This is a genomic window from Prauserella cavernicola (assembly GCF_016595675.1).
GTDB classification, from domain to species: Bacteria; Actinomycetota; Actinomycetes; order Mycobacteriales; family Pseudonocardiaceae; genus Prauserella_A; species Prauserella_A cavernicola.
Genome location: NZ_JAENJH010000001.1, coordinates 347,095 through 372,919 on the forward strand (window position 1 = coordinate 347,095; position 25,825 = coordinate 372,919).

Here is a 25,825-nt window from a genome sequence, read left to right on the forward strand (position 1 = left end):
GTCACCTCCGTGCCGCGGCGACGAGCCGCTGGGTGTAGGGGTGGTGCGGGTCGTGGAAGAGCTGGTCGGTGAGTCCGCGTTCGACCACGCGGCCGAGCTGCATCACGAGCGTGCGGTCGGTGAGTGCTTCGATGACGGCGAAGTCGTGGCTCACCACCACGGCGGCGATGTCGCGTTCGGAGAGCAGTCCGCGCAGCAGGTCGAGCACGCCGGCGGCGACGGAGGCGTCGAGTCCGGTGGTGGGTTCGTCGAGTAGCAGCACCGGTGGTTCGGTGGCGAGTGCCTTGGCGATCTGGACGCGCTGGCGCATGCCGCCGGAGAAGGTGCGCACCGGATCGTCCATCCTGGACAGTGGGACCTCGACGCGGTCGAGCAGTTCGGCCGCGCGTTCGCGGATCCCGTGGTAGGAGCGCCAGCCTGCGGCGGTGAGGCGTTCGGCGATGTTGCCGCCCGCGCTGACGCGCAGGTCCAGGCCCGCCGCCGGGTTCTGGTGCACCACGGCCATGGAGTCGATGCGCAGCCGTCTGCGGGCCTCGGGCGGCAGGGTGAGCAGGTCGGTGCGGCCCTCATCGAGTGCGGCCAGGCGCACCGTGCCCGCGGTGGCCTGTTCGTCGCCGATCACGCACGCCAGCGCGGTGGACTTGCCCGAGCCCGACTCGCCGATCACGCCGAGTGCCTCGCCGGGCGCCACGTCGAACGAGACGTCCCAGGCGGCCACGATCGCGCCGGTGGTGGGGCTGATGGCGCTGCCGGACTCGGGGCCGGTGCCGGGCACGGCGTCGGCGCCGCCCGCGCCGAAGACCTTGCCGAGTCCGTCCACGCGCAGCGCCCAGTCCTGTCCCGGTGTGGGCGCGGGCCGGGCGCGTTGGGGGCGCGGTGTGGTCGTGGTGGTGCCGGTGAGCCGGGTGGCCGGGTCGGGCAGCAGGTGCAGTGGCGCGCGGTCGCGGTGGGCGGTGAGGTCGGCGTCGGCCTCGCGCACGCGGGCGCACCACTCGGTGTCGCTGCACGCGTAGGCGCCGGAGGTGCCCGCCGCGACGAGGAAGACGTCGTCGTGGCCGCAGAGCACACAGGCCGCTCCCGGCGTGTACTCGACCTCGAACGGCACGTCGTCGAAGGTGAGCGGGCGGACGTCGGTGTGAGGCGGGATGGCGTAGATCCGCTTCTCCCTGCCCGCGCCGAACAGGCTCAGGTGCTCGCTGTCGTGCAGGCGCGGCACGTCCCAGCGCGGGATCGGCGTGGTCGCCAGCACGTAGCGGCCGTCGACGAGCACGGGGTAGCCGGTGGTGCGGGTGATCATGCCGTTGCGGACGAGGTCCTCGTAGAGGCTCACCCACATCGCCGAGTAGTCGCCCTCGGCGTGCATCCTGGCGCACTCGACGACCGACTTCTGCACGCCGCGCAGCGGTTCGGGCACGGGCACCTGCAGCACGAGTACCTGGCCGTCGGCGAGGTGTTCCTCGGGGACCCGGTGTCGGGTCTGCACGATGGTCGCCTCGCGGGTGTCGGCGGTGTCGGCGCAGCCGGTGGTGCTCGCGATCATGCGGCGGAGGTTGGTGGCGTTGACTCCGGCGTCGTCGCCCTGGTCGATCACCTTGACGGTGTCGTCGGCGCCGATGACGGCGAGGGTGATCTGGAGTCCGCCGGAGCCCCAGCCACGGGCCACCGGCATCTCGCGGGAGCCGAACGGCACCTGGTAGCCGGGCACGCACACGGCGGTGAGCGTGGCGCGGCGGATCTCGCGTTTGGCGCCCTCGTCGAGGATTCCCAGGGTCAGGGTGTCCTCGGCGGTGGCGGCCAGTGCGTCCAGTGTGGAGGTCATCGGCACTCCTGTCCGGCTGGTTCGGCGACGCGGGGGCCTTCTGCGGCCTCGGCCGCGGCGCGCATGGCCTGCTTGCGCTCGACCATCGAGCGGAACGTGACGTAGTGGGGGAGCTTGAGGTGTTCGAGGAAGCCGCCGGAGTCGAGGCCGTCGGTGGTGAGCAGCAGCAGCTGTTCGAGCGGGCCGGTGCGGCCGAAGCGGCGGTTGGCGACGTCGAGGTTGGCCATCGCGATGGCCTTGCGTTCGTTGTGGCCGAAGCACAGGCCGTAGCCGACGTCGAAGCGGCTGCGGTCCTCGTCCGCGCCGTCGAGGTCCTCGATGGCCTCGGCCTCGGTGACCCGGAACCGGCCGACGCACACGGGGTTGCCGGTGTGCGGGTGGCGCACCCGCAGGGGGAGCCTGCCGTGGCGGACCTCGCCGAGGGTGACCTCGTGGATGTCGCCGTCGGGTCCCAGGATCGAGCGGTACCAGAGCGCGACGAGCGCACCGGTCTCCGCGCGGGCCATCGACGCGAGCGCGGCGGAGCGTTCGGCGGGAGGCCTGGCGGGGGTGCGGGTGATGTCGACGGGTTCGGGGTCGTCGACGCGGCGGTGGTCGACGACGAGGTCGAGCTTGCGCAGCAGGTCGAGGAAGCGGCCCGGTCGGCGTTGCTCCTCGGTCCGCTCGCGGACCTCGGTGTCGGGTTTCGGTGCCGGGGCCGGGGGCCCGGAGGGTTGTTCGAGGAGCCTGCCGGTGTAGTCGGTGGTGCGCCCGAGCAGCTGCGGGCCGTCCGGTTCGCGGAAGGCGGGCACGATCCGGCGCAGCACCACCATCTCGTCGGGGTCGACCGGTTCGCTCACGGCGAGGCGGGGCAGGCGCGAGCGGTGTGCGCGCACGAGGTGTGACGCCTCGAGGGGGTCGCCCTCGGCCTGGCGCAGCGCGGCGGCGGAGGTGTCCTCGTGGTGAAGCCCGGCCTCGCCCATGACGCGGTCGACGGCGAGGCGGAATCGGGCGGTGATCTGTTCGGTGGGCGCCCAGGGTGCGGCGGCGTGGTCGCGGGCGCGGCGGACGAGGTCCTCGGCGGCGAGGATCGCCTCGAGTCCGCCGCGGGCTCCGGAGTACCCCATCAGTTCTCCTTGCCTGCGGTGTCGGCGGTGGTGTCGGTGAGGCGGGTGGTGCGGGGCAGGCCGGCGAGCGAGCCGTCGGGTGCGACGAGCAGGAGGTCGATCCCGGCGGGGAAGTCGCCGTGGCCGCGTGCGGTGACGAAGCCGGCGGGCAGGCCCGCCGGGGCGAGCACGGTCCGGTCCCGGATTCCGGGTCCGGTGAGGTGCAGTTGCTCGCCACCCGTGAGGCGTGGCACGGCGAGGGCGGCCAGTGCCGCGTTCTCGGGGGCGGGTGCGCTGCCCCGGCACAGCGAGGCGAGCTCGGTGCCGGTGATGGGCCGCAGTGCGGCGACCAGACGTGCCTCGTCCAGTGGCGCCGACGGGGCGTTGGTCGCCACGCCGGTGATGTCGGCCCAGAGCGGGTCGTCGGCGAGCACGTGGACGCCGGTGCCGAGGTCGGCCAGCGCGAGTACCGGCACCAGCGCCGCGGGCACTGTCCCCAGCGGACCCTGGGGCAGTCGGGTGATCCTGCCGGGGCGGGCGAGGGCGTCGAGCACCGCGCGGAACGCGTGCTGTGCGTCGTCGGGCCGCAGGCTCGCGGTGCGGATCAGTTCGGCTGTCGTGTTCATGTCAGCTCCTCGAACTCGACGACGGTCGGGGCCAGCTCGGCCCACTCTGCGTCGTCGCGGTCGGCGCGCCTGCCGGCGACGTGCGCGCACAGTCGGTGCACGGCCTCGGCGTGGGGCCTGCCGGCCTCGGCCTCGGCGTCGAGTACCGCGGCGGCGAGCACGGCCGCCCGGTCGTCGCCGAGGCGCATCGCCCAGCCGCGGTGTCCGTCGAGCTCCACCTCGGCGCGGCACGTGAGCACGTCGCCGAGCAGGAAGCGTTCTGCCGCAACGGGTTCCCGGATCTGTGCCGTGACGAAGCCGACCTCGGGGCCCACCAGCACGCGGACGTCGCCGCCGTCGGCGAGGCACTCGTCGGCCAGCGCGCGCAGCTCGTCCGGTTCGGCGTCGGCGAGCAGGCCGCACCGTTGTTCGCGGCTCACCACCTGTGTCACCGCTGTTCCTCCTCTGTGTCGTTCGGGTTGTCGGGATGCCAGGTCTCCTGGAGCTCGACGACCACGCGGACGGCGTCGGCGCGCGTCCACGCGGTGCTGCAGGTCAGTCCGGCGCCGGTCTCGGCGTCGCGGCTGAGGCTCTCCACCTGCCAGGTGGGGGAGCTCGCCTCGATGCGCAGGTTGCGCACCACCTCGGGCGGCGGGACGTCGAGGCTCGCGCGGCACCAGGCGCGTACCGGGCTCACCCGGCCCATCTGGCGCAGCACGAGGTCGAGCGAGTCGGCCGCGTGCAGCGCGAGTTCGAGTTCCGGCACCACGTCGACGGGAATCCACTCCTGAATCCACGTGGCGAGCAGGTCGTCGATGTAGAACTCGCGCGCCACGCGGTGGGCGAGCGTGCCGGGCTCGCGCCGGAGCTGACCCGCGTAGCGCGGCGGCAGCGGTACCCGGTCGACGTCCTTGACGACCGAGCGCGGCACCGCCCCGGCCGCCTGCACCGTCGCGCTCCACGACGGTGGCCTGCTGTGCGAGATGACGTAGTCGATGCGCCGGTTGACGAACGTGCCCGCTCCCTGCACCCGGCGGACCAGCAGGCGGCGTTCCAGCTCCTGCAGCGCGGAGCGGGCCGCCGCCCTGCCGACCCCGAATCGCTGGGCCAGCTCGGGTTCGCTGGCCACCCGGGTGCCGGGGGCGCGGTCGGCGAGCTCGTCGGCGAGCCGTTCGGCGATCTCGAGGTATCTCGTCGAGCTCATGTCCGAGACTCTGCGCCCCCGGCTTGTCCGGACAACCTCACCGCGACCAACGCGGCGAACCCCGCAGGTGAACATCCCGCACGGTTGTCGGGAACTAGCGGCGTCCGGCGACCCGGCGCAGCCACAACGCGATCAGCTCCACCACCATCGCGAGCGCGAACACCAGCAGCAGCACCGTGGTGACCACGCCGAACTCCAGCACGCGTGAGGCGTTCTGCAGGTAGAAGCCGATGCCTCCGGCGCCGACGATGCCCAGCAGCGTTGCCGAGCGGATGTTCACGTCGAGCTGGTAGAGCACGTGTCCCACGAACGCGGGCGCCGCCTGAGGCACGGTCGCGGAGGCGAACACCTGCCACCGGCTCGCGCCGGTGGCGCTCACGGCGTTCTCGACGCGTTCGTCGACCTCTTCGAGCGAGTCGGCGACGAGCTTGCCCAGCAGGCCGACGGCGCCCACCGCCAGCGCGAGCGTGCCCGCGACCGCGCCGAGCCCCGTGAGCACCACGAACACCACCGCGAGCACGAGTTCGGGGACGCCGCGGATGAGCACGATCAGTCCCCGGAACACCGCCGCCACGCGCGGCGAGGGTGCCACGTTGCGTGCGGCGAGCGCCCCGATGGGCAGGGCCAGCACGGCACCGAGCAGCGTCGCGGCGAGTGCGATCTTGACCGTCTGCCACAGCGCGGCCAGCAGGTCGGGAAGGATGCCGCCGGTCTCCGGTGGCCAGAACAAGCCGAGCGTCGTGCCCAGTTGCCCGAGCCCGGAGAAGAATCCGGCGGGGGAGAGTTCCGCTCCCCACAGCGACGCCACGACCACGAGTGCCGCGACCAGTGCGTAGCCGGTGCGCCGCACGCGGCTGCCGGTCCACGGTGGACTGATCCGCCCGCGCGCCGGGCGGGGTGGGGAGGGCGGCGCGTGCGCGAGGGCCCTGCGCACCGCCCCGGAGAGCAGTTCCGCCAGCACGCACAGCACGAGCACCACGAAGGCGAGGGCCATGCCGCGCTGGTAGTCCAGCTCCCGGAACGCGCCCGCGATGGCGAATCCGAGTCCGTCCACGCCGACGAAGCCGAGCAGCACGGACACGCGCAGGTTGATGTCGAAGCGGTGCAGCGCCGTGGACACGAACGCGGGCAGCACCTGCGGCAGCACACCCGTGGTCAGCTCCTGCAACCGGCCCGCGCCGCCCGCGCGCACAGCGGTGCGCGGGCCCTCGTCGATCTGCTCGACGGCGTCGGCGTAGAGCTTGCCGATCATGCCCACCGAGTGCAGGCCCATCGCGAGCACGCCCGCCATCGAGCCGAGTCCGAAGACGCGGATGAACACGATGGCCAGCACCACGTCCGGTACTGCCCTGGCCAGCACGATCAGCGCGCGCGAGCCGAGCCTGGCGGTGTTGCCGGGGGTGGTGTTGCTCGCCGCGAGCACGGCGGCAGGCACGCTCAGCAGCACCGAGAGCAGGGTGGCGCTGATGACGATCGCCAGCGTGATGCCCGACAGGCGCAGCAGTTCGCCGATCTCCGGGAAGTCGAGCGGGAACATGCGCTGGGCGAAGTCGGCGACGTTGCTCGCGCTGTCGACGAGCGTGGCGATGTTGATGCCCAGGTCGCCCGCCGCCCACACGCCCGCGCCGAGTATGGCGAGCACCACCACCGACGCCGCCACGCCCGGCCCCGACGGGGCCGGCACGGTGCGGCGATCGAGGACCGGCCGCGTCATGCGGCGGCGGGCACGGTCGCGACGGCCGAGTACACCGCCATCGCCTCGCCCCGGTCGAGCCCGGCGGTCTCCCGGTCGAGCACGACCCGCCCCGAGCGAAGTCCCACCACCCGGTCGCCCCAGCTCAGCGCCAGGTCCACCTGGTGCAGGCTGCACAGCACCGTCAGGTCCTGCTCGGTGCTGATCTCGCGCAGCAGCCGCATCACCTGGCCCGCGGACTCGGGATCGAGCGAGGCGACGGGCTCGTCGGCCAGCAGCACCTCGGGCCGCTGCAGCAGCGCCCGCGCGATCGCGACCCGCTGCTGCTGCCCGCCGGAGAGCGTGTCGGCGCGCTGGAACGCCTGCTCGGCCAGCCCGACCCGGTCGAGGTGACGCAACGCCTCGTGGCGCACGTGCTTCGGGTAGGTGGCCAGCCCGAGCCGGGGACCACGCAGCGCGCCGAGCGCGCCGGTGCACACGTTCTCCAGCACCGTCAGGGTGCCGACGAGGTGGAACTGCTGGAACACGAACCCAACCCGGCGCCGCAGCGCGCGCAGGCGCGTCCCGGAGACGGTGGCGAGGTCGGTGCCCAGCACGGTGACGGTGCCCGCGGTGGCGCGCTGCAGTCCGTCGACGTGGCGCAGCAGCGTGGACTTGCCGGAACCGGAGAGGCCGAGCAGCACGGTGGTCTGCCCGCGCGGCACGCGCAGCGACACGTCGTCGAGCGCCAGCGTGGCCTGCCCGAACCGCTTGCTGACGTTGCTGAAGGTTACGACGTCGTGCACTGCTCGTCCTTGGTGACGTCGCAGACGCGGCGCACGCCGTCGTAGAAGGCGTCGTCGACCGCGCCGAAGCCCCACACGCTGTCGCCGAGGCGGCAGTCTCCCTCGCAGAAACCGTTGGCGCGCAGGTAGTCCACATTGGCCCGCTCGCCGAGCGCGGTGGCGATCCGCTCGCGCAGCTCCGGGGCGAGGTCGTCGCTCAGCGCGATGGGCGAACCGGCGATGACGTCGGACTTCCACACGGTGCGGACGTCGCCCTGCTTGAGCTGTCCCTTCTGGATCAGCTGCTTCTCGACCATGTTGTCGGTGGCGAAGCCGACGTCGCACTGTCCGCTCGCGACGGCCAGCACCGAGGCGTCGTGCCCGCCGGACATCACCGGCGTGATGTCGGAGTCGGGGTCGATGCCCTCCTCGATCAGGCCAGCGCTCGGGTACAGGTAGCCGGAGGTGGAACCGGGGTCGACGAAGCAGGTCTTCTTGCCGCGGAAGTCACCAAGGTCCTGTACGGGCGAGCCGGCGGCGGTGACGCCGTAGGACTGGTAGCCCGGCTCCTCGCCCTTCTGCTGCACCTGGGCGGCGACGGCCGTGGTCTTGACACCGCTGTTGCGGGCGAGCACGTAGGAGAACGGGCCGTACTGCGCGATGTCGATCTTGCCGGCTCGCTGTCCCTCGATGATCGCCGCGTAGTCGGTGGCCTGCTGGAACTCGATGGTCTTGCCGGTCTCCTCCTCCAGCAGGTCGATCACCGGCTGGAACGCTTCCTGCAGGCTCGTCGACTCCTCGGAGGGGATCGAGGCGAACACGAGCGTGTCGGAGTCGCCGGAGTCGTTGGCCGCGCTCTCGCCGCAACCTGCCAGTGTCACGGTGGCGATCGCGGCCAATCCCACGGCGCGCCAAGGGGTCGGGGACATCGAGGTGCCTCTTTCGTCGGGGGAGGGGTGGCACGGACGAGGTTGGTGGCGGGGAATGCCAGCCACGCGGCCTCCTGGTTACCGGCAACCGAACGCGGCGGGTCGCCTCGACTCACCCGACCGGACGACCACGGAGCGCCTCACGCCCGCTGGGCTTCTGGCCGGTCCCGTTCGACGACGAACGACGCGAACGTGGACTCGGCGGCGTCGCGGCGGCTCACCGTGTCGACCATCCGCAGGTCGGTGCGGAACTCGGACGTGTCGACGCGGCAGCGCACATAGCCGCGGCGGTCGCCGTCGAAGAACCGGATGTGCGGGTTGTGCTTGATCATCGGGCCGTAGTAGGGGCCGTAGACCTCGCCGTCGCCGTTGGAGGAGATGGACGTGCCGACGAACTCGGTGGCGATCACGGGGGAGTCGGGGCGGTCGAAGTCGGTGTGGATGTCGTTGACGAACGTCGAGTGCCAGTCACCGGTCACCACCACGGGGTTGCGCACGCCGTGGCGTGCCCACGCGTCGGTCAGGCGGGTGCGGGCGGCGGGAAAGCCGTCCCACGCGTCGTGCCACAGCCTGCTGCCGTCCGGGCCGTCGTGGTCGAGCCTCGCGAGCAGCACGTTGCTGCCCAGCACGTTCCACGTCGCCGACGACGGGGCGAAGCCGTCGTAGAGCCACTTCTCCTGCGTGCGGCCGAGCATGGTCACCTCCGGTGCGTAGGCGGCGGCGCACGCGTCGGCCTCGCCCCAGCCGCACGGCGGGACGCTGCGGTACTGCCTGCCGTCGACGACATCGAGCTGTGCGAGCCTGCCCCAGTTCGTCCTGCGGTAGATGCGTGGCCCACCGAGCGCGTCGTGGCGGGCCGGTGCGCGCACCGGCTGGTGTTCGTACCAGGCCTGGTAGGCGGCGGCGCGCAGGGCGCTGATGTCGCCCGCCTGTTCCTGTTCGGTGCCCGCGTAGTCGTTCTTGACCTCGTGGTCGTCCCACGTCACCAGCCACGGGAACCGGGCGTGCGCGAGCTGCAGGTCCGGGTCGCTCTTGTAGAGCGCGTACTGCATGCGCCACCGTTCGAGGTCGAGCGGCTCGCTGCGCAGCACCTCGGGTGTCGCGACCTTGCGGTAGCCGCCGTCGGCGGGGATGCCACCCTCGTAGACGTAGTCGCCGAGGTGCAGCACCAGGTCGAGGTCCTCGCGCGCCAGGTGCCGATACGACGGGTAGTAGCCGCTGGCCCAGTCCTGGCACGACGCGAACGCGAACTCCAGCGAACCGGCAGGCCCGCCGGGCCGCGGCGTCGTGCGGGTCCGGCCGACCGGCGAGACGTGGCCGCGATAGCGGAACCGGTAGAACCACTCCCGGTCCGGAGCCAGGCCCTCCACCTCGACGTGCACCGAGTGCGCGAGCTCGGGCAGTGCCCACGCCGAGCCCGTCGCGACGGGGTGCCGGAACCGCTCGTCGCGCGCCACCTGCCACTGCACCGGCACCCGCCGGGGCTCCATGCCGCCGCCGGGTTCGAACGGCTCGGGCACGAGCCGCGTCCACAGCACCATGCCCGTTGACGTCGGATCGCCACTGGCGACGCCGAGCCGGAACGGATGGTCGCCGCCCGAGGGCCGGGTCGTCGCCGCGGCCCGGCCGACGGGGAGCTGGGCCAGTGCGGCGGCACCGGCCACCGCGGACACGCCGGCGAGGAACCTGCGCCGGCCGAGATCGGAGGAGGTGTCGTTCATGCGCCCCTGTCTAGCCGCTCACCGTGGCGGCGAGACCACGTCGAGATGAACCGGGTGTGAGCGGAAAAATCCGGTGGACAGCGCCTCGCGGCGGCGGGCACGCTCGGCGCGTGGAGATCGGCATTCGCGGTCAGCGACCCGGCGACGCGCCTGGCGTGCGCGACGTCCTCGAACGGTCCTTCGCCACCGAGCCGGTGGTCGCCGACCTCGCGGAGGCATTGAGGCAGGGACCGGCCGGCGCGGCCGGACTGTCCTTTGTGGCCGAGAACGCCGGAGAAATCGTGGGTCACGTCCAGCTCACGCGCTCCTGGGTGGACGCCCCGCGACGGCTGGTCGAGGTACTGGTGCTGAGCCCGCTCGGCGTGGTCCCGGCGCTGCAGGGCCGGGGCATCGGAGCACGCCTGGTGACGCGCGCGCTCGACGAAGCGGCCCGGGCCGGGGCGCCGCTGGTGTTCCTGGAGGGCTCGCCGGACTACTACCCGCGCTTCGGGTTCGAGCGCGCGAGCGCCCGTGGCTTCACCGCGCCGTCGACGCGGATTCCCGACGCGGCGTTCCAGGTGGACACCCTGCCCGCGCACGAGGAGTGGATGACGGGCGCGGTGGTCTACGCCGAGCGGTTCTGGAGCTTCGACTGCGTCGGCCTGCGCGACTGAACCCCGCTCAGCGGTCCCTGTACTCGGAGCCGGTCAGCACCGGCGACTCCACGTACTCGAGCACGCCACGCTCCAGCAGCAGGTCCACGATCCGCTCCGCGGACGGCCCCGCGTCGAGCTCGGTGGTGTCCAGCCGCAGGTCGGGATGCTCCGGCTGCTCGTAGACGTCGTCGTAGCCGGTCAGCCCGGTGATCTCGCCCGAGGCCGCCTTCGCGTAGAGCCCCTTCGGGTCGCGGCGGGCGCACTCGCCCAGCGGCGTGCTCACGTACACCTCGAGAAAGGCCGAACCATTGCGCTCGTGGCGTTCACGCACGGCGTCGCGCGTCTCCGCGTACGGCGCGATCACCGGCACCAGGGTCAGCACCCGGTGCCGCGTCAGCAGTTCGGCGATGAAGCCGACCCTGCGGCCTTGCGCGTCGCGGTCCTGCCGGGAGAAGCCCAGGTCGCTGGAGATCGTCCTGCGGATCTCGTCGCCATCGAGCACCTCCACCTCGGTGCCGCCGCCAACCAGTTCCGCGACCGTGCCTGCCAGCGTCGACTTCCCGGCGCCCGACAGTCCGGTCAGCCAGACCGTCGCGCCGCGGTTGAGTCGCAGTGCCGGGCCCGATGCCATAGCTGGGTCCTCCTCGGTGTCGCCGGCCATGAGAAGCCGTCCTCGCTGGTGATCGCCCATCATCCCGGTTCGTATCCACATTGATAACGTTCTGAGAGAAACACTCAGGAAGGTGACAGGAAACCATCCGCGTCCACCCACGACGATCCCGGGGCTCATGACCTCTCCCACTCAGCGCGTGTACCTGCACATCGGTCTGCCGAAGACCGGCACCACGTCCCTGCAAGAGCTGCTCTGGCACCACCGGGAGGCGCTCACCGAGGACGGGGTGCTCTACCCGGGCAACGACCGGGCCACCCAGCACCGTGCCGCCATGGACGTTCACAGCGGCCGCTACGGGCGCTGGAAGGAACGCGGCACCGCAGGCTCCTGGGCCTGGGTCGTCGAGCAGGCCAGAGCCTGGCCCGCCACCACGGTGATCTCCACCGAGCTGCTGGCCCCCGCGGGACCCGAGGAGGCGGCCCGCCTCCTCGCCGACCTGGACTTCGCCGAGGTGCACGTGGTGTGCACCGCGCGCGACCTCGCCCGGCAGATCCCGTCGGTGTGGCAGGAGAACGTCAAGACCCGCCAGACCACGTCGTTCGTCGACTTCCTCGGCGCGCTGACGGCCCCCGAGCTCAACGACACGTCCCGCCTGTTCTGGGACTACCAGGACCTGCCGAGGGTCCTCCGGACCTGGGGCGGGAACCTGCCGCCCGAGCGGGTGCACGTGGTCACCGTCCCGCCTCGCGGGGGTGCGAGCGGGCTGCTGTGGGAGCGCTTCGCGTCCGTGCTCGGCGTCGACGGGAGCCGCTACTCCACCGACGTGCCGCACTACAACAACTTCTCCCTCGGCATGACCGAGACCGAGCTGCTGCGCCGCGTCAACACCGCGCTCGGCGACGACGTGCCGTGGCTGCGCTACGCCGACGTCGTCAAGGACGACTTCGCCGCCACCATCCTCGCCGGCCGCAGCGGCTCCACCCACATCCCGTTGCCGGACGCCGATCACGGCTGGGTCGCCACGACCGCGCAGCGGTTCCGTGAAGACCTCGAGGGCCGGGGTTACGACATCGTCGGCGACCTCGGCGATCTCGAGCCGGCTCCGCCCTCGGGTAAGGCCGCCGACTCCCACGCCGCCACGCCGGACGACCTCGATGTGCTCGACGCCGCCGTCGACGCGCTCGCCGCACTCCTGCGCCGCGAACCGGAGGAACCGGCCGCGCCCACCGCGGCCCCGGCTCCGCCGCCTCCGCCAGGCGCGCTGCGGCAGCGCCTGGTCGACTTCACCGAGCGCCACCCCCGGACCATGATCGTGCGGCGCCTGTACTGGCGGGCCAAGGCGACGGTGCGCCGCTGAGCATTCCTGTACCTGGCCAGGCGTCGTCGGCGGCGAGGGTGCGGTAGAGCGTGACGGCTGTGGGATGTCGACCGGCGTTCTTCCCGGTCTTGACGGTCGGCCGCATAGGGCGGCGCATCCGTCCCGACCTGGCCGTCACCCGCGACGACGGCAGAGGATAATCGCGACGGCCGGTCGCGGAGACAGGGCCGATGCACTGAAACACTGGGGACTCTCATGCAGCTGGGATTGACGAGTCTCATCAACACGGAGCTCGCCGCGCACGTCGAAGAATGTCGGGCGGCCAACGCCGGGTCGGCCGGCGCGAAGGGCCCCAGCGGCCCAACTGACCTGCGGGAGGCACGAGCCAAGCGGGACGCGGTCTCATCACGGCATGACCCGTCAGTTGTCGAGCAGGTAGTCGAAGCCGCTGGTCGGCGAGCGCCCGTGAGAATCCACGCTCCCCGGGACACCGTGCCGCGCGCGGTCTACCTGGACATCCACGGTGGTGGCTTCTACCTGGGGTCGGCGGCGCAGGGGGACGCGCGCAACCAGCAGCTCGCGGATGCTCTCGGGATCGTCGTTGTGAGCGTGGACTACCGGCTCGCTCCTGAACATCCGTGGCCGGCCGCGCCCGACGACTGCGAAACAGTGGCGCTGTGGCTCCTCGATCAGGCCGAGGCTCGCTTCGGCACGACCCGGCTGGCGATCGGCGGCTTCTCGGCGGGAGCCACGCTTGCCATGACGACACTGTTGCGTCTGCGTGATCGCGGCGTCGTCGACTCGGTCGCCGGTGCCGCGCTGCAATTCGGCACGTACGACCTGAGTGGTCTGACCCCAGCAGGTCGGCTGATCGCTGACGAGTACTTCATCCAGGCCTATGCCGGTCATGTCGCCGACCGCACCGCCCCGGACATCTCCCCGGTCTACGGCGACCTGCGTGGCCTGCCTCCGCTTGTGATCGTCGTCGGTAGCTTGGACGTCCTGCTGGAGGACAACATGGCCCTGGCGGCCCGGGTGTCAGCAGCCGGTGGCGACGTCGATCTCCGGATCTATCCGGAAGCACGACACGGCTTCACCTCTCGTTCAACCGGCATGGCCACAGCCGCGCTGCGCGACATCGAGTGTTGGCTCGCGGACCGCTTCTCCTCGGCGTCTGGCTGAGGTGGGCGCTACCCCGACCACTTGGCAGGTTTCTCCCGTATCCCGGCATCCCCGTACACGACGAACGCCCCGCCACACCGACGAAGGTGTGACAGGGCGTTCGGGTCGCCGCGCTAGACGGTGAGCAGCTCGTCGAGCAGGTCCTGCATCGTGACCAGCCCGAGCAGCTCGTCGCCGTCCTGCACGATCGCCAGGTGATCGCGCCGCTCCCGCATCGTCGTCAACGCCGTGTGCACGGGCGTGTCGGCGGGCAGGGTCTGCGCGGGGCGCATCAGGTCGGCCGCCGTCGTGCCCGCGGGCTCGGCCAGCGTGTCCCGCACGTGGACCACACCGATCGCCGCGGCGCCACCGCCGTACACGACCAGCCTCAGGTGGCCACTCGTGCGCGAGGCCTCCTGGACCTCGGCCACGGTCGCCGTGGGCGCCACCGAGATGACGTCCTCCCTCGGAGCCATGACGTCGCGGACCCGGTGCGAGCCGAGATCCAGCGCCGTCGACAGCTGCTCGTGCGTGGGCGCGTCGAGCGAGCCAGCCTGAACCGAGTGATCCACGAGCTGGCGCAGGTCATCGGGCGTGCGGCCCGCGCTGACCTCGTCGACCGCCTCGACCCCGACCTTGTGCAGGCACCAGTTGGCCACCCCGTTCAGCGCGATCAGCAGCGGTCTCGTGAACCACATGAAGATCCGCATCGGGACGGCCAGCATGGTCGCCGACCGCTCGGGGTGCGCGATGGCCCACGACTTCGGAGCCATCTCGCCCACCACGAGGTGCAGGAACGTCACCACAACCAGCGACAGCACGAACGCGATCACGTCCGCCGTCGCCATCGGCAGGCCCCAGCTCTCCATCACCGGGGTCAGCATCTGGTGCACGGCGGGCTTGGCCACCGCACCCAGGCCGAGCGTGCACAGCGTGATGCCAAGCTGCGAACCCGCCAGGAGCAGCGACAGCTCCCGCGCGCTCGCGAGCGCCGCCCGTGCCGACCGGCTCGACTCCGCCGCGTCCTCCAGCCGGTAGCGCCTCGCGGCGACGAGCGCGAACTCGATCGCCACGAAGAACGCGCTGAGCGCGATGATCGCCGCGGCGATGGTCATCGCGAGCCATGGACTCAGGTTGCTCACTGGTCCACCTCCTCGGCGCTGTACTCGTGTTCCTCGAGCCGCAGCCGCACCGTCTCGGGCACGTGCCGGTCGACCTCGCCGACGGTCATCGACAGCAGCCTCGTGGGCTCGTCGTCCTCGGCGCCGGGCCTGCGGGGCAGCGTGATGGTCACGCTCTCGCCCGGCTCCGGCAGCGTGCCCAGTTCGGTGATCACCAGGCCGCCGATGGTCTCGTAGTCGCCGTGCGGGAGGTCGTGCCCGATGAGGCGCTCGACCTCGTCGATGTGCACGATGCCCGCGACCTGCCAGCTGTCGTCGGCCAGTCGCGTCGCCACGTCACCCGCGGGGTCGTGCTCGTCGGCGATCTCGCCCACGAGCTCCTCGGCGACGTCCTCCACGGTGATCACACCGGCGAGGCCGCCGTACTCGTCGACGACACACGCGATCTGCTCGCCTGCCTCCCGCAGTTGCGTGAGCACCTGCCGCAGCGGCAGCGAGGAGGGCACCATCACCGGTTCCCTCGCGATCTCGGTGACCCGGCGGGTGCTGCGCTCGGCGGGCGTCAGCGCCAGCACGTCGCGCAGGCACACGATGCCGCGCACGTCGTCGATGCCGTCGCCGAGAACCGGGTACCTCGAGTGCCCCGACGCCATGCGCTCCACGACCTCGGTGACCGTGGCCGTGCCGGGCACGGTCGCGACGCGGGGGCGGGGAATCATGGCGTGTTCCGCTGTGCGCTCGTGCAGGTCGAGCACCCGGTCGAGCAAAGTGGACAGCTCGTCGGGCAGGTCGCCCGTGCGCCGCGACTCGTCCACGATGCGCTCGAGGTCACGCGGGGTCGCCGCGTGCTCGACGTCGTGGACGGGTTCGATGCGCACGGCCTTGAGCAGCAGGTTCGACGCCGCGTCGAACAGCTTGATCAGCCAGCCGAACGCCGCGAGATACACGTTCGTCGACCACGCCAGCCAGCGGGCGACCGGTTCGGGACGGGAGATGGCGAGGTTCTTCGGGAACAGCTCCCCGAAGACCATCTGCACCACGGTGGAGAACAGCAGCGCCAGCGCGATGCCGATGCCGACACCGACCGACTGGGAGACTCCGACGCCGCCGAGCAGCTGGCCGATCCCGTTACCGATCAGTGGTTCGGCGACGTAGCCGACCAGCAGGCCGGTGACGGTGATGCCCAACTGTGCCCCGGAGAGCATGAACGACGTGCGTTTGGTGATGGTCAGAGCGCGTTCGGCGCCGGAATCACCGGCGGAGGCGCGGGCCTTGAGGCGGGAACGGTCCACGGCCATGTAGGCGAACTCCTGCGCGACGAAATATCCCGTCGCGGCTGTGAGCAGGAGAACCACGAGCATGCCGAGGAGAATGTTGACCACGATCATCGCGTCATCACCAGCTTACGGAGCGTGGTGGCGACGCGGACGGTACTTCGGGAGGGGTCCATTGTCCTCTCGTCAGGAAGATGAGCCGGAATTGTCCGCTACTCATATCACGAGCGAACCCCTCCCGGAAGTTCCGCCATGCCACTGGATGTGGCGTGCGTCAACTCTCAGCGGAGTGGTGCGCCCGTGTCGTGCATGTGTCTGAGCGCCTCACGATAGGACGCGAACAGACCCGTCTCATGGTAGGGCACCCCGAGCTCCGCGCAGTAGTCACGCACGATCGGTCGCGCTTTGCGCAGGTGCACGGACGGCATGGCGGGGAACAGGTGGTGCTCGATCTGGTAGTTGAGCCCGCCGAGTGCCACGTCGATGAACCGGCCGCCCAGTACGTTGCGGGAGGTGAGCACCTGCTTGCGGAAGAAGTCGGGCTGGGCGTCGCCCGAGAACATGGGCATTCCCTTGTGGTTCGGGGCGAAGATCGATCCCATGTAGACGCCCCACAGTCCTTGGTGGACGAGGATGAACAGGACCGCCTTGCCGGGGGAGAGCACCAGGAACACCGCGGCGAGGTAGGCCACGACGTGGGTGCTCAGCAGCACCGCCTCCAGGCCCCGGCGCTTCAGGTTGCCCGAGAACAGGGCACGGAAGCCCGACACATGGAGGTTGAAACCTTCCAACGTCAGCAGCGGGAAGAACAGCCACGCCTGCCTGCGCCCGATGAAGCGGGCTACTCCCGAGCTCGCGCGCGCCTGGTTCTGCGACCACACGAGGAGGTCGGGCGAGACGTCGGGGTCGAGCTCCTCGTGGTTCGGGTTGGCGTGGTGGCGGGTGTGCTTGTCCATCCACCAGCCGTAGCTCAGCCCGATGCCGAGGTTGCCCACGAGCAGGCCGGCGAGCTCCGTCGCCCCTCGGCGGCGGGACACCTGGCGGTGGGCGAGGTCGTGGGCGAGTAGGGCGACCTGTCCGAACAGGACGGCGAGCGCGGCGGCGAGCAGCAGCTGCCACCACGAGTCGCCGAGCGCGAAGAAGGCCACCCACGCCCCTGCGAAGAGCCCGCCGACAGTGGCGAAGCGCACAACGTAGTACCCGGGTCTGCGACGCAGGAGTCCGGCTTCCGAGATCCGCTGGGACAGGCGCGCGTAGTCGCCGCCCCGCTGGGCGCGGCCCTCGGGCCGCGCGATGTCGTCGATGCTCACCTGACAGAGTCTGCTCATCGCACTTTCGCGCGGTAATCCCGGGTGCACCCGAATCGAGCCGGGGGTCAGCCCTACCCCCGCTCCGCGCCGCGCAGCCCTGCGACGACGCGGTCCGTCGTGGCGCTCAGGAACTCGTCGGTCACCGGCTCGCCGGTGACCAGCACGCGGAAGTACGGCGGCCCGAGCACGGCCTCGATCACCTCGCGGGGTTCGACCGCGGCGATCTCGCCCCTGGCCACGGCCCGTTCGACGACCTCGCCATCGACGGCGAGCCGCTCTGCCCAGAACGCGCGGCTCGCCGCGGCGACGGTCGCGTCGTGCGGCGCCAGTGCCGCCACCGTGCGGACGACGGCCTGGACCTCGGGGGTGGCCAGGTTCGCGATCGCCGCGCGAGCCAGCGCGAGCAGGTCGTCCCGGAGGGAGCCGGTGTCGGGAATGGGGACCGCCGCCTGCGCGCGGGCGCGCATCGCGTCGTGGAGCAGTGCTTCCCGGGTGCCCCAGCGGCGGTAGACGGTCGTCTTGTGCACTCCGGCCCGGTGGGCGACCGCGTCGAGAGTCAGGCCGTGGTAGCCGGACGCGACGAGTTCGGCCAGCGCCGCGGCCTGCACGGAGGCCCCGACCTTCGCGCTGCGCCCGCCCGGGCGCGTTGCTCGCACCATGAGCGCAGACCCTAACGCAACTCGTCGTTGCAGCTGTTCGGAGATTCCGGTAGAGGTTAAAGCGACCAATAGTTGCGTTAAGGGAGGCCGAGTTGCTCGAACACAGGAGACGCACGGTTCTAGGCGGGGCGGCCGGGGTGGGAGCGATCGCGACTCTGACGGCGCTGCCGCGGCGGGCGTCGGCCCAGCAGGGCCGCACCGGAAGTGCCGGTGGCCGGTTCCAGGGCAAGGTCGTGCTCGTCACCGGAGGCACCTCGGGCATCGGCGAGGCCACTGTGCGCGCCTTCGCCGCCGAAGGGGCCACAGTCGCGTTCTGCGGCAGGCGCCGGCACCTCGGCAGGCACGTCGAACGCGTCGTGCGCGAAGCCGGGGGACAGGCGGTCTATACCCACGCCGACGTCCGCGATCCCCGCTCGGTGCAGCGGTTCGTCGATGGGGCCGTGCGCCGCCACGACGGGCTCGACATCGCGTTCAACAACGCCGGCATCCAGTACTCGGCTCCGCTGCACGAGACCACCCTGGAGCAGTGGGACGACCTCATGAACACCAACGCGCGCGGTGTCTTCCTCGCGATGCGTCATCAGCTGCCGCATCTGATCGAGCGCGGTGGCGGGCACATCATCGTCAACTCATCCGTCGGCGCCCTCGTCGGCCGCCCCGACCTGTCGCTGTACCAGGCCAGCAAACAGGCCGTCCAAGCGCTCGTGAAGTCCGCCGCGCTGGAGTACGGCAGGCATGGCGTGCGCGTGAACGCGATCCTGCCCGGCATCACCGACACGGCGATGATCCGCCCGCCCGACCTGGACGACGCGACGTGGGAACGGGCCAAGGTCGCGCTCGGGGAGCTGAACGTCGACGGGCTCAAGTCCGTCGCCACACCTGATCAGATCGCGGCCGGTGTGCTGGCGCTGGCGGCCGACGAGTTCGGCTATCTCACCGGCGTCTCGTTGCCGGTCGACGGCGGAATCGCGGCCGGACGGCGGATGCTGCTGCCGGAGGTGTGACGGCTCACGCCGTCGCGATCGGCGGCGGGCGCAGGGAATCCACGGCGGGCAGTGGCCCGTCGAAGCGCTCCACCTGCACGCGTGTGTGCTGGGCGGCGCAGCCCTGCGCCAGCCGCGACGTCGGGACGTCCGCGATGAGCACGTTCGGGTTGCCGTGCGCGCACAGCGTGCCGCCGGGCCTGCGCGGGTCCTCCACGGGGGCGAACCACGCGCCGGTGGCCAGCACCACCACGCCGCGCCGCAGCCCGTCGTCGAGCCGCGCGCCTGCCAGGCACGCGCCCCGGTCGGTGAACACCCGGACGACGTCGCCCTCGCCGACGCCGCGCTCGGCGGCGTCGGCCGGATGCAGTGTGATGGGCTCCCTGCCTCCGATCTTGGCGCCCTGGCTCGTCGCTCCGACGTCGCCCTGGCCGTGCAGCCGCGTCCCCGGCTGGTTGGCGATGAGCCACAGTGGATGGTCCTCATCGGACTCCGGCTCCAGCCACGTGGGGTGGCCGGGGCAGTCCGCGTAGCCGAACCCGGCCACGGCAGGGGAGAACAGCTCGACGCGGCCGCTCGGCGTGTTCAGTGGCGTGCGTTCGGGATCCGCGCGGAACTCGGCGAAGGGAGTCGGATGCTCGCGCTCGGCCGGCAGGCGCCATTCGCCGTCGGCCCAGAACCGGTCGAAGTCCGGAGCCTCGTGCCCGCTATCGGCGAGCCGGTCGCGCCACTCGCCGTAGAGGTGCGCGAGCCACTCCCGGGGCGTGCGGCCCTCCGTGAACCGCTGTCCGAGACCGAGGCGCTCGGCGACGCCGGTGAGGATCGCGTAGTCGTCGCGTGCGTCGGCGAAGGGTTCCAGCACGCGGTGCATCGCGATCACATGCGTGTCGCGGCGGCCGGAGCCGAGGTCCTCGCGTTCGAGTGTGGTCGTGGCGGGCAGCACGATGTCGGCGTGCCGGGCGGTGGCCGTCCAATGTGTCTCGTGCACCACCACCGTGTCGGGCCTTTCGAACGCGCGCCGGAGCCTGGCGAGGTCCTGGTGGTGGTGGAACGGGTTGCCGCCAGCCCAGTACACGAGCCGCAGATCCGGATAGGTGAGTGCGGCGCCGTCGAAGTCGTAGGACCGGCCGGGGTGCAGCAGGGCGTCGGCGATCCTGGCCACCGGGATGAACGCCGGCACGGGGTTGTGTCCCTGCGGCAGGGTCGGCAGCGGCAGCAGCGGTCCGTCCTCGCCGACGTGGCCGATCGAGCCGTAGCCGTGGCCGAAGCCGCCGCCCGGCAGTCCGATCTGACCGAGCATGGCGGCCAGCAGCACTCCGGCCCACACCGGCTGCTCGCCGTGGCGGGTGCGCTGCAGCGACCACGACACCGTCACCAGCGTCCGGCCGGAGGCCATCCGGCGCGCCAGCGTGCGGATCTCGTCGGCGGGCAGGCCGCAGCGCTCGGCGGCCCACTCCGCGCCCTTCACAGTTCCGTCGCTGCCGAGCAGGTACTCCGCGACGGTGTCGAAGCCCGTGCAGTGGCTGTCGAGGAACGTGGAGTCGTGCAGGTTCTCGGTGAGCAGCGTGTGCGCCAGCCCCAGCATCAGCGCGACGTCCGAGGCGGGCGCGACGGGCAGCCAGCGCGCGTTGGGCGCCGCGGGCACGTCGGAGCCCAGCGGCGTCACCACGGCCAGCTCCACTCCGGACCCGGCCAGCGCGTGCAGCGCCGTCGCGGTGGCGTGCCCGGTGGTGCCCCCCGGCGTCACCGAGACGTTCTTGAGCGCGAGCCCGCCGAAGGCCACCACCAGGTCGGTGTGCCTGGCGATGGTGTCCCACGTGTCGGCGCGGTAGAGCACGGTCGCCGCGTCGCCGAGCACGTGCGGCAGCAGCACCGTCGACGTGCCGTGGCTGTAGGTGCCCCGGGACGCGGTGTAGCCGCCCGCGAGGTTGAGCAGCCGGTGCAGCTGGCTCTGGGTGTGGTGGAAGCGGCCAGCGCTGCCCCAGCCGTAGGAGCCGCCGAAGATCGCCTCGTTGCCGTGCTCGCGCCGAACCCGGTCGAGCTCGCCCGCAACCAGGTCGAGGGCGGTGTCCCACGAGACCTCGACGAACTCCTCGCGACCGCGGCCCTCACCGCGGCCGGGTCCGTGGTCCAGCCAGCCTCGCCGCACGGCGGGAGCGCGCACGCGCGTGGCGTGCCGGACGCTGCCCGCCACGTTGCCGAGCAGCGGCGACGGGTTCGCGTCCAGCGGATGGGGCGCGATCTCCAGCTCGCCGGCTTCGGTGGTGCGGGCTCGGTAGGCGCCCCAGTGCGACGTGGTGCTGCGCCAGGTCCCCGTGCTGCCGGACATCGGGCCACGATAGCCCCGAGCGGACCGGGCCTTTGCCGAACGGCCCGTCGATCTTGATACTCGGGGGGCGTGAGCGGCACGCGGACGGAGAGTGAGCACGTGATGAGCAAGGTGGCACTGGACAACGACGCCGGCCGGTGGACCCTCACCCTGACCGACCCCGAGCGGCGCAACTGCCTCGACGAGCAGATGTGCCGGGAGCTGGGCGAGGCGATCTCGACCGTCGCCGACGACGCCGACGCGAGAACCCTCGTCGTCACCGGTGAGGGCAAGTCCTTCTGCGCGGGCGCCGACCTGCCCGCCCTCTTCGGTGAGGCGGCGGGACGCTCGGTGGCGGACCTGCGGACCCACCTGCACCGCGTGTACGACAGCTTCCTGCGCCTGCGCGGGCTCAGCATCCCGACGGTCGCCGCCGTGCAGGGCGCGGCCGTGGGCGCCGGGCTCAACCTGGCGATGGCCTGCGACGTCCGCATCGCGGGACCGCGTGCGTCGTTCGCGGCGACGTTCTCGAAGATCGGACTGCATCCCGGCGGCGGCTGCACGTGGTTCCTCGTCGACGCGCTCGGCCCGCAGCAGGCGCTCGCGCTGCTGCTCGACGGTGGCGCACTGGACGGCGAGCAGGCCGTCCGGCAGGGGCTCGCGCTCCAGATGGCCGACGATCCGCTGGCCACGGCGCACGAGACCGCGGCGCGGTGGGCCGGGCTCGACCCGGCGCTGGTGCGCGACATCAAGGCCGCCGTGGGCGTCGCGCGCACCGGCGGGTTCGACGCCTCGCTCGAATTCGAGTCCTGGGCGCAGGCCTCCTCGGCGACCGGCCCCGCGATCCAGGAGGTCGTCGCCAGGTTCCGCAAGTCCTGAGGCAAGTCCTCAGGCCGCGTCAGCGACCGTCGGACCGCAGCGCGATGTCGAGCGTGCGCACGAGCTCGCCCACCCGGCCTCCGCCACCCGGCGCGGCCGGGTACCGGTGCAGGACGCTCACCACGGTGGCATCGGCCAGGTCGCGGGCACGGTCCAGGTGGGCCGCACCGATCGCGGGGTCGCCGCCAGCGTCGAGTTCGAACGCCCTCGCGGCGTTGCCCGCGGAGCCGAGGATGTGCAGCACCTGGGTGGCTTTCGCCAGCGGGTGCAGATATCCCGCCGCTCCCGCGTGCCCTGCTGCGCGCGCCGCCTCGGCCGCGGCCCACCGGTGCTCGTCCCTGGCGGTGCGGGCCGATCGGTGTGCGTCCAGCGCGGTCACCCGGAGGGCCTTGGTACGGCGGCCTCCCTCGGCGAACGCGGCGGCCTCGTCGAGTACGGCCCTGGGTCGAGGGTCGTCCGGGTAGTCGCGGTCGAAGAGCGCCACCGCGGGCCGCGCGCATGCCAGCGCGTAGCCCGCGACCGCCCGCAGCTCGGTCAGGGTCAGCTCGATGTAGAGGTCGTCGTCGGTTGCCATGACATTGACGCTATCGCTGAACGACCGGTGCAAACCTGCGCGCGATCGCCGCTGGAGAACCACGTCGAAGTCTCAAACCGCGGCCGGCTCCCGCGTCCCGCTCTTCCCGGTTCGTGTCGGTGGGCCATGCGAACATATGTTCGTGTCGAACGAGGGCCCCATCCTGCACGCCGATCTGGACGCGTTCTACGCGTCGGTCGAGCAGCGCGACGACCCGCGCCTGCGCGGCAGGCCGGTGATCGTGGGCGGCGGCGTGGTCCTCGCCGCCAGTTACGAGGCCAAGGCGTGCGGGGTGCGCACCGCGATGGGCGGGGGACTCGCGCGCAGGCTGTGCCCGCAGGCGATCGTCGTGCCGCCGCGCATGGCGGCCTACTCCGCGGCGAGCAAGGCGGTCTTCGAGGTGTTCGGTCAGACGACACCGCTCGTGGAGGGCCTCTCGATCGACGAGGCGTTCCTCGACGTCGGCGGCCTGCGCCGCATCGCCGGCACGCCCACCGAGATCGCGCGGACCCTGCGGGCCGATGTCGCCGAGCAGGTCAGGCTGCCCATCACGGTGGGGGTGGCCAGGACCAAGTTCCTCGCCAAGGTCGCCAGCGGTGTCGCCAAGCCCGATGGCCTGCTCGTGGTGCCGCACGACGGCGAACTCGACTTCCTGCACCCGCTGCCCGTTGAACGGCTCTGGGGCGTCGGGCGGGTCACGGCCGAGAAGCTGCGAACGCGTGGAATCACCACGGTCGGCCAGGTCGCCCGGCTCGACGAGACCTCGCTGGTGGCGATGCTGGGCAAGGCGTCGGGGCGGCATCTGCACGCGCTGGCCCACAACCGCGACCCCCGGCCGGTGCAGGTGGGCCGACGCCGCCGGTCGATGGGCGCGCAGCGCGCGCTCGGGCGCAGGCAACGCTCGCCGGGGGAGCTCGACGCGATGGTGGCCGGGCTTGCCGACAAGCTCGCCCGGCGGCTGCGCGCCGCCCACCGGGTGTGCCGCACCGTGGTACTGCGCCTGCGCTTCGGCGACTTCACCCGCGTCACCCGCTCCCACACCATCGCCGAGGCCACCGACCACACCGAGACCATCCTGGGCACCGCGCGGATCCTGCTGGCCGCGGCGCTGCCGACGATCGAACGCGAGGGCCTGACCCTGATCGGGCTCGCACTGACCAATCTGGACAACGACGGCGCCGTCCAGCTCGCGCTGCCCTTCGACGAGCGCTCCGGCAGCGCGCTGGACTCCACATTGGACACCGTGCGCGACCGGTTCGGCTCGGCCGCGGTCACCAGGGCGACGTTGCTGGGCCGCGACCCCGGCATCTCCGTGCCCTTGCTGCCCGACTAGCGCCCCGCCATCGACAGTGATGCGCGGCGAGGCGCCAGGACAGTGGCCGGGTAGTTCTCAGGCCGTGGTGCGGCGCATCGCCCGCACTCCGATCCCGAGCCCCACCGCGCCGACCGCGAACGCCGCCAGCACGCCGTAGCCCACCGTCGCCGAGAACACCTCGCCGTTGAACAGGACCCGCACGGCGTCCACGACATAGGTGAGCGGGTTGAGCTGCGAGGCGGTGCGCAGCCAGCCCGGCGCGTTGTCGATCGGCAGCAGGATCCCGGCGAGCAGTAATAGCGGGAACAGCAGTGTCTGCTGCACGGCCCAGAACATCCACTCCTTGTTACGGGCCGCGAGCGCCAGCGTGTACGACAGCGAGCCCAGCCCGACGGAGAACAGCGCGAGGACCACCAGCGCCAGCAGCGCGCCGCCGACGTGGAGCGTGAAGCCGAACGGCAGGGTGATCAGCACGATGACCGCGGCCTGCACCAGCATCGGCACGATCTCCTTGAGCGCCCGGCCCACGATCAGCGCGGGCCTGCGCAGCGGCGAGACCAGCATCCGCTCGTGCGAGCCGGTCTGGATCTCGAACAGCAGGTTCGCGCCGGTCGCCGACGTGCCGAACAGACACGACATCACCACGATGCCCGGCACGAACCACTGCAACGCCGAACCCCCGCCGGTGTCGGGCAGCAGCGGGGCGAACAGCGCGAGGAACAGCAACGGCTGCAGCATCGAGAAGATCACGGAGAACGGGTCGCGCAGCACGGGCCGCAGCTCCCGGCTGAACACCGTCGTGGTGTCGCTGACGAAGGTGGTCATGCCGCACTCTCCTCGGCGTCGGCGGTACCGGTGCCCTCTTCGCGCAGGCTCCGGCCGGTGAGGTTCAGGAAGACGTCGTCGAGCGTCGGCCTCGCGACCTCGACGGAGGCAACCGGCAGGTGGGCCTCGTCGAAGCTCCGCAGCAGCTTGGGCGCCAGCCGGGCGCCGCCGTCGAGCCGCAGTTCGAGCCGGTTGCCCTCGCGCACGGCCACGGCGCCCTCCGCGATGCCGAGCCCGCGGGCCTGCGCGCGCCGCGCCTCGTCGTCGTGGTCGAACTCGAGGACGATCCGGTCGCCCGCGTGCGCGGACTTGAGCCGCGCCGGGGTGTCGTCGGCGATGATCCGGCCGTGGTCGATCACCACCACCCGCTCCGCCAGCTGGTCGGCCTCCTCCAGGTAGTGGGTGGTGAGCACCATCGTGGTGCCGCGCTCGGCCCGCAACCGCCGGATGTGCTCGGCGAGGTTCGCGCGGTTCTGCGGGTCGAGTCCGGTCGAGGGCTCGTCGAGGAACAACAGCTCAGGCGCGTGGATCAGGCCCATCGCGATGTCGAGGCGCCTGCGCTGTCCTCCGGACAGCGTCGACACCACCCGGTCGGCGACCGCCTCCAGATCGAGCGATGCGACGAGCTCGGCGGCCCTGCTGCGCGCCGCGCGCACGCTCATCCCGTACGCGCGGCCCTGGCTGATCAGCTCGTCGCGAGCGCGCTGGCTGTGTCCCGCGCCGTTGCCCTGCCCGATGTAGCCGATGCGGTTGCGCACCCCGCGCGGATCGCGGATCACGTCGTGGCCCGCGACCTCGGCGGTGCCGGAGGTCGGCCGCAGCAGGGTGGTGAGCATCCGCAGCGTCGTGGACTTCCCGGCGCCGTTCGGGCCGAGCAGGGCCACGAGCTCGCCCTCGGCGACGGAGAGGTCGAGCCCCTTCACCGCCTCGACCGTCTGCCGCTTGACGGTGAAATGCCTGGTCAGTCCGCGGGTGCGGATCATGGTTGAGGTCATGACACCTAAGCTAGAGTTCACTCCGGTCAGTTCTT

General features: G+C 71.9%; 24 protein-coding genes. 6 read left to right on the forward strand and 18 right to left on the reverse strand.

The window, feature by feature from the left end; all coding sequences use genetic code 11:
- Window position 1: 1 nt before the first annotated feature.
- From JHE00_RS01675 to JHE00_RS01715, 9 genes are all read right to left on the reverse strand, one after another.
- Window positions 2-1,819, reverse strand: coding sequence for an alpha-D-ribose 1-methylphosphonate 5-phosphate C-P-lyase PhnJ (locus JHE00_RS01675; RefSeq protein ID WP_200314018.1), 1,818 nt, complete (start codon window positions 1,817-1,819; stop codon window positions 2-4).
- Window positions 1,816-2,925: a carbon-phosphorus lyase complex subunit PhnI gene (locus tag JHE00_RS01680; RefSeq protein ID WP_200314020.1), complete on the reverse strand. Its 1,110-nt coding sequence runs from the start codon at window positions 2,923-2,925 to the stop codon at window positions 1,816-1,818. Before JHE00_RS01680 ends, JHE00_RS01675 begins: the two co-directional genes overlap by 4 nt.
- On the reverse strand, window positions 2,925-3,530 hold the full coding sequence (gene phnH, locus JHE00_RS01685) for a phosphonate C-P lyase system protein PhnH (RefSeq protein ID WP_200314022.1): 606 nt from the start codon (window positions 3,528-3,530) through the stop codon (window positions 2,925-2,927). The genes JHE00_RS01680 and phnH overlap by 1 nt, the downstream gene beginning before the upstream one ends.
- Window positions 3,527-3,961 (reverse strand): phosphonate C-P lyase system protein PhnG, encoded by a 435-nt coding sequence (locus tag JHE00_RS01690; protein ID WP_200314024.1) that lies wholly within the window; start codon window positions 3,959-3,961, stop codon window positions 3,527-3,529. Before JHE00_RS01690 ends, phnH begins: the two co-directional genes overlap by 4 nt.
- Window positions 3,958-4,713, reverse strand: coding sequence for a GntR family transcriptional regulator (locus tag JHE00_RS01695; protein WP_200314026.1), 756 nt, complete (start codon window positions 4,711-4,713; stop codon window positions 3,958-3,960). Before JHE00_RS01695 ends, JHE00_RS01690 begins: the two co-directional genes overlap by 4 nt.
- 94 nt (window positions 4,714-4,807) lie before the next feature.
- Entirely contained in the window at window positions 4,808-6,427 is a 1,620-nt protein-coding gene (gene phnE, locus JHE00_RS01700; RefSeq protein WP_200314028.1) for a phosphonate ABC transporter, permease protein PhnE, read from the reverse strand.
- Window positions 6,424-7,191: a phosphonate ABC transporter ATP-binding protein gene (gene phnC, locus JHE00_RS01705; RefSeq protein WP_200314030.1), complete on the reverse strand. Its 768-nt coding sequence runs from the start codon at window positions 7,189-7,191 to the stop codon at window positions 6,424-6,426. Before phnC ends, phnE begins: the two co-directional genes overlap by 4 nt.
- Window positions 7,176-8,099, reverse strand: coding sequence for a phosphate/phosphite/phosphonate ABC transporter substrate-binding protein (locus tag JHE00_RS01710; RefSeq protein ID WP_200314033.1), 924 nt, complete (start codon window positions 8,097-8,099; stop codon window positions 7,176-7,178). The genes phnC and JHE00_RS01710 overlap by 16 nt, the downstream gene beginning before the upstream one ends.
- Window positions 8,100-8,239: 140 nt before the next feature.
- Window positions 8,240-9,820 (reverse strand): alkaline phosphatase D family protein, encoded by a 1,581-nt coding sequence (locus tag JHE00_RS01715; protein ID WP_200314035.1) that lies wholly within the window; start codon window positions 9,818-9,820, stop codon window positions 8,240-8,242.
- A gap of 110 nt (window positions 9,821-9,930) precedes the next feature.
- Here JHE00_RS01715 and JHE00_RS01720 point away from each other — a divergent pair, with 110 nt between their 5' ends.
- Window positions 9,931-10,473, forward strand: coding sequence for a GNAT family N-acetyltransferase (locus JHE00_RS01720; RefSeq protein ID WP_200314037.1), 543 nt, complete (start codon window positions 9,931-9,933; stop codon window positions 10,471-10,473).
- A gap of 7 nt (window positions 10,474-10,480) precedes the next feature.
- On the opposite strand, the gene cysC is transcribed toward JHE00_RS01720, so the two are convergent.
- Window positions 10,481-11,086 (reverse strand): adenylyl-sulfate kinase, encoded by a 606-nt coding sequence (gene cysC, locus JHE00_RS01725; protein ID WP_200314039.1) that lies wholly within the window; start codon window positions 11,084-11,086, stop codon window positions 10,481-10,483.
- A gap of 157 nt (window positions 11,087-11,243) precedes the next feature.
- Between cysC and JHE00_RS01730 the strand changes: the two genes are divergently transcribed.
- Together JHE00_RS01730 and JHE00_RS01735 are read left to right on the forward strand one after the other, a co-directional pair.
- Entirely contained in the window at window positions 11,244-12,425 is a 1,182-nt protein-coding gene (locus JHE00_RS01730) for a hypothetical protein (RefSeq protein ID WP_200314041.1), read from the forward strand.
- A 216-nt stretch (window positions 12,426-12,641) separates the two neighbouring features.
- Complete coding sequence (locus JHE00_RS01735; RefSeq protein WP_200314043.1) at window positions 12,642-13,568, forward strand: alpha/beta hydrolase; 927 nt, start codon at window positions 12,642-12,644, stop codon at window positions 13,566-13,568.
- Between the two features lie 113 nt (window positions 13,569-13,681).
- Here JHE00_RS01735 and JHE00_RS01740 read toward each other — a convergent pair whose 3' ends face one another.
- The 4 genes from JHE00_RS01740 to JHE00_RS01755 form a co-directional block, all read right to left on the reverse strand.
- Complete coding sequence (locus JHE00_RS01740) at window positions 13,682-14,689, reverse strand: hemolysin family protein (protein WP_307831774.1); 1,008 nt, start codon at window positions 14,687-14,689, stop codon at window positions 13,682-13,684.
- Window positions 14,686-16,056 (reverse strand): hemolysin family protein, encoded by a 1,371-nt coding sequence (locus JHE00_RS01745; RefSeq protein WP_200314045.1) that lies wholly within the window; start codon window positions 16,054-16,056, stop codon window positions 14,686-14,688. Before JHE00_RS01745 ends, JHE00_RS01740 begins: the two co-directional genes overlap by 4 nt.
- 167 nt (window positions 16,057-16,223) lie before the next feature.
- The gene (locus JHE00_RS01750; RefSeq protein ID WP_372440339.1) at window positions 16,224-17,252 is read right to left on the reverse strand and encodes a fatty acid desaturase family protein; all 1,029 of its coding nucleotides are present in this window, start codon (window positions 17,250-17,252) and stop codon (window positions 16,224-16,226) included.
- A gap of 71 nt (window positions 17,253-17,323) precedes the next feature.
- Window positions 17,324-17,911 carry a TetR/AcrR family transcriptional regulator gene (locus tag JHE00_RS01755; RefSeq protein ID WP_200314048.1) on the reverse strand — a complete coding sequence of 196 codons (588 nt, stop codon included), beginning with the start codon at window positions 17,909-17,911 and terminating at the stop codon, window positions 17,324-17,326.
- Between the two features lie 137 nt (window positions 17,912-18,048).
- Between JHE00_RS01755 and JHE00_RS01760 the strand changes: the two genes are divergently transcribed.
- Window positions 18,049-18,915 (forward strand): SDR family NAD(P)-dependent oxidoreductase, encoded by an 867-nt coding sequence (locus JHE00_RS01760; protein WP_307831775.1) that lies wholly within the window; start codon window positions 18,049-18,051, stop codon window positions 18,913-18,915.
- A 4-nt stretch (window positions 18,916-18,919) separates the two neighbouring features.
- On the opposite strand, the gene JHE00_RS01765 is transcribed toward JHE00_RS01760, so the two are convergent.
- On the reverse strand, window positions 18,920-21,223 hold the full coding sequence (locus JHE00_RS01765) for a molybdopterin-dependent oxidoreductase (protein ID WP_200314052.1): 2,304 nt from the start codon (window positions 21,221-21,223) through the stop codon (window positions 18,920-18,922).
- Between the two features lie 69 nt (window positions 21,224-21,292).
- Here JHE00_RS01765 and JHE00_RS01770 point away from each other — a divergent pair, with 69 nt between their 5' ends.
- The gene (locus JHE00_RS01770; RefSeq protein ID WP_307831776.1) at window positions 21,293-22,081 is read left to right on the forward strand and encodes an enoyl-CoA hydratase; all 789 of its coding nucleotides are present in this window, start codon (window positions 21,293-21,295) and stop codon (window positions 22,079-22,081) included.
- Between the two features lie 19 nt (window positions 22,082-22,100).
- On the opposite strand, the gene JHE00_RS01775 is transcribed toward JHE00_RS01770, so the two are convergent.
- Window positions 22,101-22,655, reverse strand: coding sequence for a putative immunity protein (locus JHE00_RS01775; RefSeq protein WP_200314054.1), 555 nt, complete (start codon window positions 22,653-22,655; stop codon window positions 22,101-22,103).
- 136 nt (window positions 22,656-22,791) lie between these two features.
- Here JHE00_RS01775 and dinB point away from each other — a divergent pair, with 136 nt between their 5' ends.
- On the forward strand, window positions 22,792-23,988 hold the full coding sequence (dinB, locus tag JHE00_RS01780; RefSeq protein ID WP_200314056.1) for a DNA polymerase IV: 1,197 nt from the start codon (window positions 22,792-22,794) through the stop codon (window positions 23,986-23,988).
- A 57-nt stretch (window positions 23,989-24,045) separates the two neighbouring features.
- On the opposite strand, the gene JHE00_RS01785 is transcribed toward dinB, so the two are convergent.
- Window positions 24,046-24,795 carry an ABC transporter permease gene (locus JHE00_RS01785; protein WP_200314059.1) on the reverse strand — a complete coding sequence of 250 codons (750 nt, stop codon included), beginning with the start codon at window positions 24,793-24,795 and terminating at the stop codon, window positions 24,046-24,048.
- Window positions 24,792-25,778: an ATP-binding cassette domain-containing protein gene (locus JHE00_RS01790; RefSeq protein ID WP_200315753.1), complete on the reverse strand. Its 987-nt coding sequence runs from the start codon at window positions 25,776-25,778 to the stop codon at window positions 24,792-24,794. Before JHE00_RS01790 ends, JHE00_RS01785 begins: the two co-directional genes overlap by 4 nt.
- Window positions 25,779-25,825 lie beyond the last annotated feature (47 nt).

Coding starts and splice junctions, on each gene's coding strand:
- JHE00_RS01675 (WP_200314018.1), bottom strand. CDS start 1,819: ATGACCTCCACACTGGACGCACTGGCCGCCACCGCCGAGGACACCCTG.
- JHE00_RS01680 (WP_200314020.1), bottom strand. CDS start 2,925: ATGGGGTACTCCGGAGCCCGCGGCGGACTCGAGGCGATCCTCGCCGCC.
- phnH (WP_200314022.1), bottom strand. CDS start 3,530: ATGAACACGACAGCCGAACTGATCCGCACCGCGAGCCTGCGGCCCGAC.
- JHE00_RS01695 (WP_200314026.1), bottom strand. CDS start 4,713: ATGAGCTCGACGAGATACCTCGAGATCGCCGAACGGCTCGCCGACGAG.
- phnE (WP_200314028.1), bottom strand. CDS start 6,427: ATGACGCGGCCGGTCCTCGATCGCCGCACCGTGCCGGCCCCGTCGGGG.
- JHE00_RS01710 (WP_200314033.1), bottom strand. CDS start 8,099: ATGTCCCCGACCCCTTGGCGCGCCGTGGGATTGGCCGCGATCGCCACC.
- JHE00_RS01715 (WP_200314035.1), bottom strand. CDS start 9,820: ATGAACGACACCTCCTCCGATCTCGGCCGGCGCAGGTTCCTCGCCGGC.
- cysC (WP_200314039.1), bottom strand. CDS start 11,086: ATGGCATCGGGCCCGGCACTGCGACTCAACCGCGGCGCGACGGTCTGG.
- JHE00_RS01730 (WP_200314041.1), top strand. CDS start 11,244: ATGACCTCTCCCACTCAGCGCGTGTACCTGCACATCGGTCTGCCGAAG.
- JHE00_RS01735 (WP_200314043.1), top strand. CDS start 12,642: ATGCAGCTGGGATTGACGAGTCTCATCAACACGGAGCTCGCCGCGCAC.
- JHE00_RS01745 (WP_200314045.1), bottom strand. CDS start 16,056: ATGATCGTGGTCAACATTCTCCTCGGCATGCTCGTGGTTCTCCTGCTC.
- JHE00_RS01755 (WP_200314048.1), bottom strand. CDS start 17,911: ATGGTGCGAGCAACGCGCCCGGGCGGGCGCAGCGCGAAGGTCGGGGCC.
- JHE00_RS01765 (WP_200314052.1), bottom strand. CDS start 21,223: ATGTCCGGCAGCACGGGGACCTGGCGCAGCACCACGTCGCACTGGGGC.
- JHE00_RS01775 (WP_200314054.1), bottom strand. CDS start 22,655: ATGGCAACCGACGACGACCTCTACATCGAGCTGACCCTGACCGAGCTG.
- dinB (WP_200314056.1), top strand. CDS start 22,792: ATGTTCGTGTCGAACGAGGGCCCCATCCTGCACGCCGATCTGGACGCG.
- JHE00_RS01785 (WP_200314059.1), bottom strand. CDS start 24,795: ATGACCACCTTCGTCAGCGACACCACGACGGTGTTCAGCCGGGAGCTG.
- JHE00_RS01790 (WP_200315753.1), bottom strand. CDS start 25,778: ATGATCCGCACCCGCGGACTGACCAGGCATTTCACCGTCAAGCGGCAG.